At 68.6% G+C, this 12,498-nt stretch carries 14 protein-coding genes and 1 tRNA gene; 8 read left to right on the top strand and 7 right to left on the bottom strand.

Going from position 1 to position 12,498, the window contains the following annotated elements; all coding sequences use genetic code 11:
• Positions 1 to 4 precede the first annotated feature (4 nt).
• From M1L36_RS08430 to M1L36_RS08450, 5 genes are all read right to left on the bottom strand, one after another.
• Positions 5 to 1,033: an alcohol dehydrogenase catalytic domain-containing protein gene (locus M1L36_RS08430; RefSeq protein ID WP_250873265.1), complete on the bottom strand. Its 1,029-nt coding sequence runs from the start codon at positions 1,031 to 1,033 to the stop codon at positions 5 to 7.
• A gap of 100 nt (positions 1,034 to 1,133) precedes the next feature.
• Positions 1,134 to 1,808 carry a DUF4166 domain-containing protein gene (locus M1L36_RS08435; RefSeq protein WP_250873266.1) on the bottom strand — a complete coding sequence of 225 codons (675 nt, stop codon included), beginning with the start codon at positions 1,806 to 1,808 and terminating at the stop codon, positions 1,134 to 1,136.
• 190 nt (positions 1,809 to 1,998) lie between these two features.
• Positions 1,999 to 2,394, bottom strand: a complete 396-nt coding sequence (locus M1L36_RS08440) for a twin-arginine translocation signal domain-containing protein (protein ID WP_250873267.1) — start codon at positions 2,392 to 2,394, stop codon at positions 1,999 to 2,001.
• A gap of 576 nt (positions 2,395 to 2,970) precedes the next feature.
• Positions 2,971 to 3,043, bottom strand: a tRNA-Pro gene (locus M1L36_RS08445).
• 47 nt (positions 3,044 to 3,090) lie between these two features.
• Positions 3,091 to 3,726 carry a hypothetical protein gene (locus tag M1L36_RS08450; protein ID WP_250873268.1) on the bottom strand — a complete coding sequence of 212 codons (636 nt, stop codon included), beginning with the start codon at positions 3,724 to 3,726 and terminating at the stop codon, positions 3,091 to 3,093.
• Between the two features lie 138 nt (positions 3,727 to 3,864).
• Here M1L36_RS08450 and M1L36_RS08455 point away from each other — a divergent pair, with 138 nt between their 5' ends.
• From M1L36_RS08455 to M1L36_RS08475, 5 genes are all read left to right on the top strand, one after another.
• Positions 3,865 to 4,332, top strand: a complete 468-nt coding sequence (locus tag M1L36_RS08455) for a TRAM domain-containing protein (RefSeq protein WP_250873269.1) — start codon at positions 3,865 to 3,867, stop codon at positions 4,330 to 4,332.
• A 108-nt stretch (positions 4,333 to 4,440) separates the two neighbouring features.
• The gene (gene lonB, locus M1L36_RS08460; RefSeq protein WP_250873270.1) at positions 4,441 to 6,408 is read left to right on the top strand and encodes an ATP-dependent protease LonB; all 1,968 of its coding nucleotides are present in this window, start codon (positions 4,441 to 4,443) and stop codon (positions 6,406 to 6,408) included.
• Between the two features lie 76 nt (positions 6,409 to 6,484).
• Positions 6,485 to 6,946, top strand: a complete 462-nt coding sequence (locus M1L36_RS08465; protein ID WP_250873271.1) for a Tfx family DNA-binding protein — start codon at positions 6,485 to 6,487, stop codon at positions 6,944 to 6,946.
• Positions 6,947 to 7,149: 203 nt separating this feature from the next.
• Complete coding sequence (locus tag M1L36_RS08470; protein ID WP_250873272.1) at positions 7,150 to 7,932, top strand: SDR family oxidoreductase; 783 nt, start codon at positions 7,150 to 7,152, stop codon at positions 7,930 to 7,932.
• Between the two features lie 79 nt (positions 7,933 to 8,011).
• Positions 8,012 to 8,185 (top strand): hypothetical protein, encoded by a 174-nt coding sequence (locus M1L36_RS08475; RefSeq protein ID WP_250873273.1) that lies wholly within the window; start codon positions 8,012 to 8,014, stop codon positions 8,183 to 8,185.
• Between the two features lie 48 nt (positions 8,186 to 8,233).
• Here the strand turns inward: M1L36_RS08475 and M1L36_RS08480 are convergent, their stop codons facing one another.
• Positions 8,234 to 9,247 carry a mannose-1-phosphate guanylyltransferase gene (locus M1L36_RS08480; protein WP_250873274.1) on the bottom strand — a complete coding sequence of 338 codons (1,014 nt, stop codon included), beginning with the start codon at positions 9,245 to 9,247 and terminating at the stop codon, positions 8,234 to 8,236.
• Positions 9,248 to 9,299: 52 nt separating this feature from the next.
• Positions 9,300 to 9,599 carry a DUF7091 family protein gene (locus M1L36_RS08485; RefSeq protein ID WP_250873275.1) on the bottom strand — a complete coding sequence of 100 codons (300 nt, stop codon included), beginning with the start codon at positions 9,597 to 9,599 and terminating at the stop codon, positions 9,300 to 9,302.
• Positions 9,600 to 9,776: 177 nt separating this feature from the next.
• Here M1L36_RS08485 and M1L36_RS08490 point away from each other — a divergent pair, with 177 nt between their 5' ends.
• From M1L36_RS08490 to M1L36_RS08500, 3 genes are all read left to right on the top strand, one after another.
• Positions 9,777 to 10,622, top strand: a complete 846-nt coding sequence (locus tag M1L36_RS08490; protein ID WP_250873276.1) for an alpha/beta fold hydrolase — start codon at positions 9,777 to 9,779, stop codon at positions 10,620 to 10,622.
• Positions 10,623 to 10,748: 126 nt separating this feature from the next.
• Positions 10,749 to 11,681: a replication factor A gene (locus M1L36_RS08495; protein WP_250873277.1), complete on the top strand. Its 933-nt coding sequence runs from the start codon at positions 10,749 to 10,751 to the stop codon at positions 11,679 to 11,681.
• The gene (locus M1L36_RS08500) at positions 11,682 to 12,305 is read left to right on the top strand and encodes an RPA family protein (protein ID WP_250873278.1); all 624 of its coding nucleotides are present in this window, start codon (positions 11,682 to 11,684) and stop codon (positions 12,303 to 12,305) included. It begins immediately after the preceding gene.
• The last annotated feature ends 193 nt before the right edge of the window (positions 12,306 to 12,498 follow it).

Here is a 12,498-nt window from a genome sequence, read left to right on the forward strand (position 1 = left end):
CTGCTCACTCCCGATTCGGGTACACCATCTTCTTCAGCCCCTCGGTCGCCTCCATCTGCTCGAAGGCGCGTTCGAGGCCCTCCAGACCGAACTCGTCGGTGACGAGCGCGTCCGTGTCGAGTCGCCCGTTCCGGAGCATCGTCACCGCCCGTGCGAACGTCCCCGGCGTGAGCGAGTAGGTGCCGACGACCTCGCGTTCGCCGTAGAAGACGTCGAACGGCGAGAGTTCGACCGTCGCGTCCTCGGGCGGGACGCCGAAGACGAGCGTCCGCCCGCCCGGCCCGGTCAGCGAGTGGGCCTGCTCGATGGTCTGCGGGAGACCGACCGCCTCGATAGCCACGTCGACGTCGCCGACGAGGTCCGCGACGGTCTCGCGGAGGTCGACCGCGGTCGGGTCGAGGGCGTGGTCCGCACCGACCGAGAGCGCGGCGCTCCGGCGCTCTTCGACGGGTTCCGAGACGACGATGGGTCCCGCGCCGCTCGCCCGGAGCAACTGGACGAGCAGGAGACCGATGGCCCCGGCCCCGACGACGACGACCGTCTCGCCGCTCGTCAGTCGAACTCGGTCGAGACCGTTGATGCAACAGCCGAGCGGTTCGGCGAAGGCGGCGGTTCGGTAGTCGAGGTCCCCGATGGGTTCGACGTTCCCCACCGGGATGCGGACGTACTCCGCGAACGCTCCGTCGACGACGTGTGTCGCCGCGCCGCCGATGGACGTGAGGTCACGACAGAGGTTCTCGCGACCGGCTTTGCAGGGCCGACACTCGTGACACGGGATGGAGGGGTTGATGGCGACGCGGTCGCCGGGGTCGTAGCGCTCGACCCCGCCGCCGACGGCGACGACCTCGCCGGCGCTCTCGTGGCCGGGCACCATCGGGTAGTCGACCGTGAGTCCGCCGCGGTACATGTGGAGGTCGGTCGCACACACCCCACAGGCCACGACTTCGACCTGTAGCTCGTCTTCTGCCGGCTCTGGAGTCGGCCGCTCGGTGACCTCGACGGTCCGCTCGCCGGTGAGAGTCGCAGTTCGCATCGTTCGGGTCGAACCCACTCCGATGACGGCGATAAGTGTTCGTCCCGCACTCGCGGTCCCGCACTCTGGCGGCGACTACGACGTCCCGACCCCTTCGGGACTACCGCGGCGGCACACGTCCGACGCCGGCCGTCGGTCGCAGGTCGTGGGGGACGGATTCCCGTGCGTCGACCTCCTCGGTGAACGCGCCCCGGTAGCTGAGGACGTGACCCGCCAGCGCGTTCTCGACGACCGCGTGGACGTGGAACCGCTCGTCGGCGTCGTCGTAGCGGTCCTGGACCTCGACGCTCGCCGCGAGCGGCCCCGGCAGTTCGACGTATCGGCCGGCGAGGCGGCCCCACTGCCGGCCGCTCTCGACGACGAGCGCGCCCGCCTCGACGCGCGGGTGGAGCTCCGTCACGAGGTGGCCGCCGGTCCCGAGGAAGTCGAGCAACCGGTCGGCGTTCGCGTCCCAGAGCGTCAGCGAGTCGAACCGCCGTCGCGTCTCGCCGAACTCGAACTCTCGAACCGTCGCGAGCACCTCGTGGCCCGCCTCGTCGCGGAAGCCCGCGGTCCGCACGGAGAACGGGACGTCCCGCCCGGCTTCGGGGAACAGGAGGTTCAGCCGCGGCATCGCCACCAGCGCGGGCAGGACGTGTGTCCCGCGACTGATGTGCATTCGCCCCCGACCGACGCAGACACGGTCGTCCTCGGAACTGAGGTCGTAGCGCTCGTAGACCTCCGGGTGGAGGTCCGACGCCGCGTCACCGAGCGCACGCTCGTAGACGCCCGTCATTCGTTCACTCGTGGCTGGCGGAGAGTCGACTCGTCGTACATCGGTTCGATGGTACTCGGGGAGCGCGCAAGAGTGTTGATCGGCGTTCGCGGTGCTCGTCGTCGAGTTCTCGTGGGAACGGAGACCGCCCGGGTTCGAACCTCGGCGAGACCGTCTCCGGGCAGCGAAGTGACGCGTCCCTGTTCGGCCGTTAAATCTCCTGTCCGTCGACTTTGACTACGACGTCCTCGGAGTCGTGGAAGCCATACGGCTCGATATCGTATATCGTAATCTCTTCGTCGACCTGAAGTTCGTCCCAGCCCGGCGCCAAGAAACCACTCGATACACTCCCACTAACCTCTATCGCGCTGCCTGGCGAGTCCTGGATGACGCCGTCGCCCGACTCCTTGTTCGTCCATTCCCAGTCGTAAAACGACCCTCGAACGAAGAAGTCGTACGACCCTCCGGGGTCTGCCTCCATCCGAATCACCGAGCCGCTCGCTGCGTTCACGGAACCAACGAGTCCGAGTCCGGTGACAGAGGCTGCAACGGCACCGGCACCGCGTTTGAGAACGTTACGTCGCGTCGTGTGGTCACTTTCGACCATAACAAATTGACATTACTGATACAACTTATAATTATTCATGATAAGATAGTTTAGCACTAATATTTTACCTCAGACTTGTTAATATTAAACGTGTCATTAGTACAGGGTGGAGTCACAATCGTCACCACTCGAAAACAGCTTCAAAAAGTCGGGCCAACATCAGATGAAGACTCGAGCCACAGAGTTCACAGACTGGACAGTCGACCTCGACGACGCGGCTCACCGAGACCACCTCCCACGACAGACAGTCGAACCTGTCGGAGTGGCGACTCGAACACTCGACACCGACTTCGAGGATGGAATCACCCGGATTTGAACTGCAGTCTGCGGTCGTCAAGCACGCTGTGCCGCGACGAGTGTCACGAGTCGCGGCCTCTTTTTGGTCCAGATTTTTGCGAGGAGCGGTGCGCGAAGCGCACCCGACGAAGCAAAAAGGTGGAATGGGACCGCCCGGATTTGAACCTCGGTCGCTCGTTCCACTCGCTCCCTGTTTCAAATCCGTGGCCGTCCACACACCGCGGACTCGTGAGTACTCGCACACGCTTCGCGGTGCTCGTCGTGGAGTCCGCGTAGAAGTGGGACCGCCCGGATTTGAACCGGGGTCACGGGCACCCAAGGCCCGAAGTATACCAGGCTAACCCACGGTCCCGCGAGTGAACCAAAGCGCATCCCACGTAAACGGGTTTCGTTCCGCGTTCACTCGACGGCGAGCACCGACCCGACGACGAGCAGGCCTGCACCGGCCGCCAGTCCCAGAATCGCCTGCTCGACGACGACGACGCCGACCACGAGGACGCTCGCGCCGCCGAGCAGCGCGACGGCAGCGGCGACCCGCCGAGTCCGACGCACGAGCAGTCGCCGCTCGCGGAGGTACCAGACGGTCCCGCCGGCGACGGCCGTGGTCGCGGCGCTCCCCGCGAGCGGTGCGTCCGAGACGAGTGCGACCAGCGCGAGCGCGGTGACACCGAGCACGCTGCTGGCGAGCAGCGTCGACAGCGCGACCCCGTCGGCTGCGTAGCGGGCGTGGTAGGCGAGCGCCGGGCCGACGGCGAGCGCACAGACGAGCAGTCCAGCGGGGACCGCCGCGAACTGGAGGGCGAGGCCGAGTACACCCAGCGCGAGCAGACACGCGCCACCGAGGACGCCGCGCGGTGGGAGCAACGACGGTGGGTGGGGGTCGGCGGTCACCGCGTAGGTGGCGAACGGGAGGGACAGCGCGAGCGCGACGGCGAGGGCGGCGACGGGGCCGTCGAAGACGCCGACGTACAGCGCCGCGGGGAGTGCGAGCACGCCGCCGACGGCCAGCGACGCGACGGAGAGCCTGCGGTCCATGTGTTCGTGGAGTCGGCGAGCGCCGATAACGATACGGTCGGTCGCGGTGCCGTCCGTCGTACGGGTCGGCGTGTGAACCCCGGCTGTGGAGTGGCTACGACCCACAAGCGTTTAATCTGCAGACTCTGTAGCGCGAGTATGCCCGACTGTCCGCTCGCCGACGAGTGCCCCAGTTTCTCCGAGCGTATCGAGGGGATGGGCTGTCAACACTACACCAGCCGTAGCGGCACGGAGTGGTGCCAGCACTACAGTCAGCCCATTCGCGACCTGAAGTCCCAGCCGGTGAAACCCGGCGAGGAGGTGGTCGTCGAGGTGACGGACATCCACCGGAGCGGTGCGGGCGTCGGTCGGACCGACGACGGGTTCATCATCCTCGTCGACGGCATCCTCCCGGACGCCCGCGCCCGCGTGAAGGTGACGAAGGTCCGCTCGAACCACGCGCAGGGCGAGGAGGTCGAACGCCTCCCGATGGAGGACGAGGAGGACGACGGGAGCGACGAGACCGACGAGGAGGCGACCGCGGACGACGACGACGACGAGGACGACGGGCCGAGACGCCCGCGCCGCGAGCGACTGGGCAGTCGCGACAACTTCTGGGGCTCGTAACCCGGCCGACCCGCGAGCGGACCGCGATACTTCTCCACTCTCTCCGGAGTGTCTCCGCGCCCGGAGGGCCGCCGACGAGGCTAATGCCACCGCGAGCGTACTCGCTGCGTGAAAACTGGGCCGAGCGCTCGCGCGTCCACGGGGACGCCACAGTCGCCGGGGTCGTCGACCGACGGCGAGGAGTCGACCGTCGAGCTACTCGGCGGGCTCGACATCGAGACGACCGCCGACATCGAGGTGCCCGACCGACTCATCGACCAGGTCATCGGGCAGGACCGCGCCCGCGACGTCGTCCTGAAGGCAGCCCAACAGCGCCGTCACGTCATGATGATCGGCACCCCGGGGACGGGGAAGTCGATGCTCGCGAAGGCCATGAGTCAGCTCCTCCCTCGCGAGGAACTTCGGGACGTCCTCGTCTCCCACAACCCGAACGACGGCAACCGGCCGACTATCCGGACGGTGCCCGCGGGCGAGGGGCAAGCCATCATCGAGCAACACCGCGTCGAGGCGCGCAAACGCGGTCAGCTCCGGACGATGGTGATGTGGCTCGTCCTCGTCGCCATCCTCGCGTACGCCTTCCTCGTCGCCGGCGAACCGCTGCTGGGCGTCCTGGCGGCCGTCGTCGTCTTCTACATCTTCCGCGTCAGCGGCCGCACCCAGCGCGCGAGCGTTCCGAAGATACTCGTCAGCAACGCCGACCGCCACGTCGCACCGTTCGAGGACGCGACGGGCGCACACGCCGGCGCGCTGCTCGGCGACGTCCGCCACGACCCCTACCAGTCGGGCGGTCTCGCGACGCCGAGTCACGACCGGGTCGAGGCCGGGGCCATCCACAAGGCCAGCAACGGCGTGCTGTTCGTCGACGAGATCAACACACTCGGCGTCCGCTCCCAGCAGAAGCTGATGACGGCCATCCAGGAAGGGGAGTTCTCCATCACCGGCCAGTCCGAACAGTCCTCGGGGGCGATGGTGAAGACCGACCCCGTGCCGACGGACTTCGTGATGATCGCCGCGGGCAACATGGACGCGATGGGGAACATGCACCCCGCCCTGCGCTCGCGAATCAAGGGGTACGGCTACGAGGTGTACATGGACGACACCATCGAGGACACGCCCGAGACCCGCCGGAAGTACGCCCGGTTCGTCGCCCAGGAGGTCGAGAACGACGGCCGCCTGCCCCACTTCGAGGCCGACGCGGTCGCCGAAATCGTCCTCGAAGCCCGACGGCGGGCGGGCCGGAAGGGTCACCTCACCCTGGCGTTCCGCAACCTCGGTGGGCTGGTCCGCGTCGCGGGCGACATCGCGCGCGACGAGGGTGCACCGGTGACGACCCGCGCACACGTGCTGGCGGCGAAACGCCGGGCGCGCTCCATCGAGCAGCAGTTGGCCGACGAGTACATCGAGCGCCGCAAGGACTACGACCTCTCGCTGGTCGAGGGGAGCGTCGTCGGTCGGGTCAACGGTCTCGCGGTGATGGGCGAGGACTCGGGCATCGTCCTGCCCGTCATCGCCGAGGTGACGCAGTCACAGGGGGCCGGTGGGGTCATCGCCACCGGGGGACTCCAGGAGGTCGCCACCGAGGCGGTCCAGAACGTCTCGGCGGTCGTCAAGAAGTACGCCAGCGTCGACTTGGACGAGATGGACGTCCACGTCCAGTTCGTCGGCGCGGGGGCCGGCGGCGTCGACGGCGACTCCGCGAGCGTCACCGTCGCGACGGCCGTCGTCAGCGCGCTCGAAGCCATCCCGGTCGACCAGTCGGTCGCGATGACCGGGTCGCTGTCGGTGCGCGGGGACGTCCTCCCAGTCGGCGGGGTCACCTACAAGATCGAGGCCGCCGCGAAGGCCGGTCTGGAGACCATCGTCATCCCCGCCGCGAACGAACAGGACGTGCTCGTCGAGTCGGAGTACCGCGACCGGGTCCGTATCGTCCCCGTGAGCCACATCAGCGAGGTGCTCGACGTGGCGCTCGTCGACGCCGTCGAGAAGGAGTCGCTGCTCGACCGCCTCTCGTCGTACGCGCCGGGACCGGGCCGTGACCGCAACCGGGGACCGGGGCCGACGCCCGCCCCGCAGTGACCGGACGCTCGGTCGCGAACCGACGGTTCGCTGCTGAACCACGGGCTACAAGCGCCTGCCACGCCAACCGTCGCTCGTGACCGACCCCGCCGACGTCGACGACATCCTCGGCCGCACCGGGTTCGACCCAGAGACGAGCGTGCTCACCCGGCGGCAGGCCGAGGTGCTCGCCCTCCGCGAGCACGGGTTGGCGCAGGCGGCCATCGCCGAGTGGCTCGGCACCTCTCGGGCCAACGTCTCTTCCATCGAGGCCAGCGCCCGCGAGAACGTTGCGAAGGCCCGCGAGACGCTCGCGTTCGCCGAGGCGCTCCGTGCGCCCGTCAGACTGACCGTCGAGACGGGGACAGACCTCTACGACGTCCCCCAGCGCGTCTACTCGGCGTGTGACGATGCGGGAGTGAAGGTCAACTACGCGGCTCCGGAGCTGATGAAACTCGTCAGCGACGCTGCCGGCGACGCGGTCCGCGGGCGCGAGGTACGCCGCGACCTGCTCGTCGGCGTCACGAGCGAGGGCCAGGTCCGGGTTCGGACGTCGTAAGGCCGGTGTTCGACACGGCCGGAAGCCACTGCAACCGTGATTCTACGTCGACTCCGGACTGGCGAGCTTTCCGAGCGTCCCGTCCCTGTGAGCGACGTAGGCATCGCCATCGACCGCTTCGACCCTGCCGGCCCGTCGCTCCGACGGCCGACCACACTCGCCGGCGCAGTGAGCTATTTCACCCCGCCGTGTGAGCGACGGGCATGGACCTCGGACTCGCCGGTGACGCCGCACTCGTCACCGCCGGTACCAGCGGACTGGGTCGCGCCAGCGCGGAAGCACTCGCCCGGGAGGGCGCGGACGTCGCCGTCTGCGGGCAGACCCCGGAGCACATCGACGACACGCGCGAATCGCTCGCCGCGCTGGGCGACGGCGACGTGCTCGCCGTCGAAGCGGACATCACCGACCGCGACGCTGTCGAGGGGTTCGTCGCCGACACGGTGGACGCCTTCGACGGGCTGGACCACGTCGTGACGAGCGCGGGCGGCCCCCCGAGCGGGTCGTTCCTCGACACCGACGACGCCGACTGGTACGACGCCTACGACCTGCTGGTGATGAGCGCGGTCTGGACGACGCGGGCGGCCCACCCCCACCTCGCGGACGGCGGCGGGAGCATCACCGCCATCACCTCGCGGTCGGTCGAGGAGGCCATCGACGGGCTCGTCCTCTCGAACTCGGTGCGCCGGGGGGTGATCGGACTCGTCCAGACGCTCTCGACGGAGTACGCCCCCGAGATTCGCACGAACGCCGTCCTGCCGGGCACCCACGAGACCAGCCGCATCGAGGAACTCATCGAGCAGGGCATCGAGCGCGGCGAGTACGACGACTACGAGGCCGCTCGCGAGGAGTGGGGAGCGGGCATCCCGCTCCAGCGCATCGGCCGGCCCGAGGAACTGGGCGACGTGGTCGCGTTCCTCGCCAGCGACCGTGCCAGCTTCGTCAACGGGACGTGCATCCCAATCGACGGCGGTCAGACGCGCTCGTAGCGCCGCCGTGTCCCGATTTCTGTCGATGGCGAGGTCGTCACTGCAACGGTTATGTGCTGGAACGTCGTTCGGTCCCGACATGGAACGGCTCGTGTGGGGGCTGGCCGTGACGTACCTGCTGGTCACCGTCGGTCTGCTCTACGCGCTCGCGAGCGGCTCGAACGAGCTGTTTCTCGCGCTCACGTACGTCCTGAACCTCTCGATGGTACCCCTCGCGTACCTCGTCTACCGGCGGCAGCTCCGGCTCACGTGAGTGCGGCCGTCCCGGCTCGCCCCCCGACTCCCCGGTCCCGTGTTCTCGTCACTCCTCGCGCAGTCGCGAGACGACCTCGCGGACCCGCTGAGCCTCGCGGGTCGGGACCACGAGCACGTTCCCGTCGTAGGCCGCGACGGTGAGGTCCGAGACGCCGACGGCGCTGACGTGCTGGCCCTCGCCTGCGGCGACGACGCAGTTCTCGGTGTCCATCGTGAGCGCGTCGCCCAGCACGACGTTCCCGTCGTCGTCGGCCGCGTCGGCGAACACCCGGACGAGCGCGTCCCACGCCCCGAGGTCGTCCCACCCGAAAGTGGCGGGGACGACGGTGACGTTCCGGGCGTCCTCCAGGACGGCGTAGTCGACGCTCACCGACTCGGCGAGGCGAAACGCGCTCTCGGCGTTTCCGGCTTCGACGCCCTTCACGAGCTGTTCGAGCTGGCCGCGTCGCGCCTCGTCGAGGAAGGCGTCGGGCGTCCACGCGAACATCCCGGCGTTCCAGAGGAAGCCGTTGTAGCGGTAGCGCTCGGCGACGCCGGGGTCGGGTTTCTCGAAGAAGCCGGCGGCCGTGTGGTAGTCGCCGTGGTCCTCGCCGGGTTTGATGTAGCCGTAGCCGACGGCGGGACGGTCCGGTTCGACGCCGAGGGTGACCAGTGCGCCCGTGTCGGCGGCCACCTCGCAGGCGCGCTCGGCGACGCTCGCGAAGTCGCCCTCGACGTGGTGGTCGCTCGGGAGACAGAGCATGACGGTGTCGTCGTTGCCGGCCTCCTGCTCACGGCTCCGCACTTCGTGTGCCGCGTAGACGAGCGCCGGGCCGGTGTCGCGGGCGGCGGGTTCGGTCAGCACCTCGGCGTCGGGAGCGTGGTCGGGAACCGCGCCGGCGTACGCCGGGCGCGTGAGGACGTACACCGAGTCGGCCACCTCGCGGGCGCGCTCGACGGTCCGGGTCAGCAGCGACGGCCCGTCGCCGAACGAGAGGAACTGTTTCGGGCGCTGTTCGGAACTCGCGGGGTACATCCGGGTGCCGGTCCCGCCGGCGAGGACGACTGCCGAGACGTGCATGGCGCGGGCTTCGACGCCCCGTGACTAATCGCTGTTGTCGGCACCGCTCCGTTCAGTCGTTCTCGCCGTCCCAGGTCTGAATGCGTCCTTCGCGGATGTCCTCGACACAGCCGACGCAGTCCTGGTGGTCGGGGTCGAAACAGTCCGGGCGGAAGCCGTTGTCGAGGTCGACGGCGCGCTTCTCGGCGTAGCGCCGACAGACGATGCGGACCTTCCCGTCGTCGTCGACCTCGAGGTCGGCGGCGGTCGCCTCGCGGGCGGTCGTGTAGGCGTGCTTCGCCGCCCCGACCTGCCGGCCCGCCTCTCGGACCTTCGTTCGGAGGATGCGTTCCAGCCGACGCCGGTTGCTCATACCCGACAGACGGTCGCGGCCCCCAAAGTACCGTCGGGTGGTCGTTCGGAGCGCCAGCGGGGCGACCACGACACCACCGCGCGTCCCGACCAACGTCCCCGCTCGCACGACGAAGTCGCTGGACGGAACCTGCCACCGAGGCGTACAGTTTTGCCACCGTGGCTGAAACGGTGGCGCATGACACGAACGGACGAGTTCGTCACGGCCGACGGGATGGAACTGCACTACTCGGCGTGGGGTGAGTCGGACGACCCACCGGTGGTCTGTGTCCACGGCCTCTCGCGGGTCGGCCGGGACTTCGACGCCCTCGCCCGCCGCCTCGCCGAGGAGTACTACGTCGTCTGCCCGGACATGCCCGGGCGGGGCCTCAGCGAGTGGGCCGACGACCCCGACGCGTACACCGGGACCGCGCTGGGCGAGCGCTGTGTCGCGTTCTGTGACGCGCTCGGGTTCGAGGAACTGCGCTGGGTCGGCACGTCGATGGGGGGCCAACTCGGGATGGGCCTCGCGGCGGGACCGCTCGCCGACCGCATGACCCACCTCGTGATGAACGACGTCGGGCCGGCCCCCGCCGAGGACGAGGACGCCGCCGAGGGTATCGAGCGCATCATCGACTACCTCTCCGACCCGCCGGCGTTCGACCGTCTGACCGGGCTGGAGGGGTTCTACCGCGAGAGCTACGCCACGTTCAGCGACATGGACGACGAGGAGTGGCGGACGTTCACCGTCACCTCCGCGCGCCGGACCGACGACGGGCAGTTCGCCCCCGCCTACGACCCCGCTATCGTCGAACCGCTGCTCACCGAGGACCTGGAGACCGACCCGTGGGGCGTGTGGGAGGCCATCGACGTGCCGACGCTCGTCTACCGCGGTGAGACCTCCGACATCCTCGCCGAGTCGACGTTCGACGAGATGGAAGCGCGCCGGCCGGGCATCGAGACGAAGACGTTCGAGTGTGGGCACGCCCCCGTGCTCAACGTCCCCGAACAGACCACGCCCATCGAGCGGTTCCTCGCCGAGTAACCGACCGTCTCGGGTGTGTGAACTGCTCGAATCTTCACTTTCACCCCACTAGCGAGGATTTAATTACCGGCAAGAACCAACCGGCGTACGTCTCCCACCGAACACACGCGGAGACGGAGCAACCCAATGGCTGATCTACGACAGCACGCGGAAAGCATACACGCGCAGTTCGAGGACACGCTCGACGTGTCCGTCGAGGAAATCGAGGAGCGGATGGAGACGCTCGTCGACGAGTACAAGGTCCCCGCCGAGGAGGCTCGCCGTTCCATCGTGTCGAGCTACCTCGACGAGGCCGGCATGGACCGCGACGAACTCGGCGGCGGCGGCGGTGGCAACGACCTCGTCCAGGCCGCCGACGTCGACGAGGACGAACAGTGGGTCGACCTCCGGGTCAAGCTGGTCGACCTCTGGGAACCCCGCAGCGACGCCATCTCGCAGGTCGGTCTGCTCGGCGACGAGTCGGGCACCATCAAGTTCGTCTCGTTCACGACGAGCGAACTCCCGACGCTGGAGGAGGGCAAATCCTACTCCCTCGGCAACGTCGTCACCGACGAGTACGAGGGGCGGTACTCGGTCAAACTCAACCGCACCACGAGCATCCAGGAACTCGACGAGGACATCGAGGTGGGCGACGACTCGACGGAGGTCGAGGGCGCGCTCATCGACGTCCAGCGCGGGTCGGGGCTCATCAAGCGCTGTCCCGAGGAGGACTGCACGCGCGTCCTCCAGAACGGTCGGTGTAGCGAACACGGCGAGGTCGACGGCGAGTTCGACCTCCGCATCAAGGCCGTCCTCGACGACGGCGAGCAGGTCCACGAGGTCATCTTCGACCAGGAGGCGACCGAGGAGCTGACCGGCGTCGAACTGGAGGAGGCGAAACAGATGGCGATGGACGCCCTCGACACGAGCGTCGTCGCCGACGAGATGAAAGCCGAGATTCTCGGTCTGTACTACCGCGTGCGCGGGCCGACGTTCGGTCGGTACGTGCTCGCGGACGAGTTCGAGCGCCTCGGGCCGGTCGACGCCGGCGACGCGCTCATCAAAGCGAGGTCGATGTAGATGTCCGGAGCACCCACCCGCGAAGTCGCCCGACGGGTCTTCGCCACCGAGTTCAACGACGCACAGTACACGTTCAAGGAGTCCGACGAGGAGCGCGCGCCCGTCTACGCGCTGCTCCCGACCGGCGAGCGCGCCAACCGCGTGTTCGTCGTCGGGACGCTGACCGAGACCGAGGACGTCGGTTCGGACTCGGAGTACTGGCAGGGCCGCGTCGTCGACCCCTCGGGGACGTTCTTCATGTACGCCGGCCAGTACCAGCCCGAAGCCGCGAGCTTCCTGCGCGAGGCCGAACCGCCGGTGTACGTCGCTGTCGCGGGCAAACCGCGCACCTTCGAGACCGACGACGGCGAGATCAACGTCTCGCTGCGCCCCGAGTCCGTCACCGCGGTCGACGCCGACACGCGCGACCGCTGGGTCGTCGAGACCGCCACTCGCACCCTCGAACGCATCCAGGCCGTCGAGAGCGAGGAGGCCACGGACGACGAGTACGTCTCGATGGCACGCGAACAGTACGGCGACGAGGAGGGGACGCTGAACCTCGACCAGTACCGTCGCGCCGCCCTCGGCGCGCTCGAAGAACTGGACGAGGAGGAGTCCGAGACCGAAGCCCAGCCGCCGGCGTAACCCACGTCGACCCTCGATTCTCGTCTTTTCGACCCCCGTGAGCGACGGTGACACCGGTCGGTCCATTCGTCGGGTCCCACCCCGAAGACAGTCGCGGCCGTGGAACCGGGGTGAGCGACCGTTCCGGGTCGACCAGCGTCGGCCGCTCGTCTCGGTGGGGCGCGTTCGGGCGGCCCACGCCACAGCGTTTTGG

This window comes from Halomarina rubra, assembly GCF_023699475.1.
GTDB lineage: Archaea > Halobacteriota > Halobacteria > Halobacteriales > Haloarculaceae > Halomarina > Halomarina rubra.

Coding starts and splice junctions, on each gene's coding strand:
- M1L36_RS08430 (WP_250873265.1), bottom strand. CDS start 1,033: ATGCGAACTGCGACTCTCACCGGCGAGCGGACCGTCGAGGTCACCGAG.
- M1L36_RS08435 (WP_250873266.1), bottom strand. CDS start 1,808: ATGACGGGCGTCTACGAGCGTGCGCTCGGTGACGCGGCGTCGGACCTC.
- M1L36_RS08440 (WP_250873267.1), bottom strand. CDS start 2,394: ATGGTCGAAAGTGACCACACGACGCGACGTAACGTTCTCAAACGCGGT.
- M1L36_RS08450 (WP_250873268.1), bottom strand. CDS start 3,726: ATGGACCGCAGGCTCTCCGTCGCGTCGCTGGCCGTCGGCGGCGTGCTC.
- M1L36_RS08455 (WP_250873269.1), top strand. CDS start 3,865: ATGCCCGACTGTCCGCTCGCCGACGAGTGCCCCAGTTTCTCCGAGCGT.
- M1L36_RS08470 (WP_250873272.1), top strand. CDS start 7,150: ATGGACCTCGGACTCGCCGGTGACGCCGCACTCGTCACCGCCGGTACC.
- M1L36_RS08475 (WP_250873273.1), top strand. CDS start 8,012: ATGGAACGGCTCGTGTGGGGGCTGGCCGTGACGTACCTGCTGGTCACC.
- M1L36_RS08480 (WP_250873274.1), bottom strand. CDS start 9,247: ATGCACGTCTCGGCAGTCGTCCTCGCCGGCGGGACCGGCACCCGGATG.
- M1L36_RS08485 (WP_250873275.1), bottom strand. CDS start 9,599: ATGAGCAACCGGCGTCGGCTGGAACGCATCCTCCGAACGAAGGTCCGA.
- M1L36_RS08490 (WP_250873276.1), top strand. CDS start 9,777: ATGACACGAACGGACGAGTTCGTCACGGCCGACGGGATGGAACTGCAC.
- M1L36_RS08495 (WP_250873277.1), top strand. CDS start 10,749: ATGGCTGATCTACGACAGCACGCGGAAAGCATACACGCGCAGTTCGAG.
- M1L36_RS08500 (WP_250873278.1), top strand. CDS start 11,682: ATGTCCGGAGCACCCACCCGCGAAGTCGCCCGACGGGTCTTCGCCACC.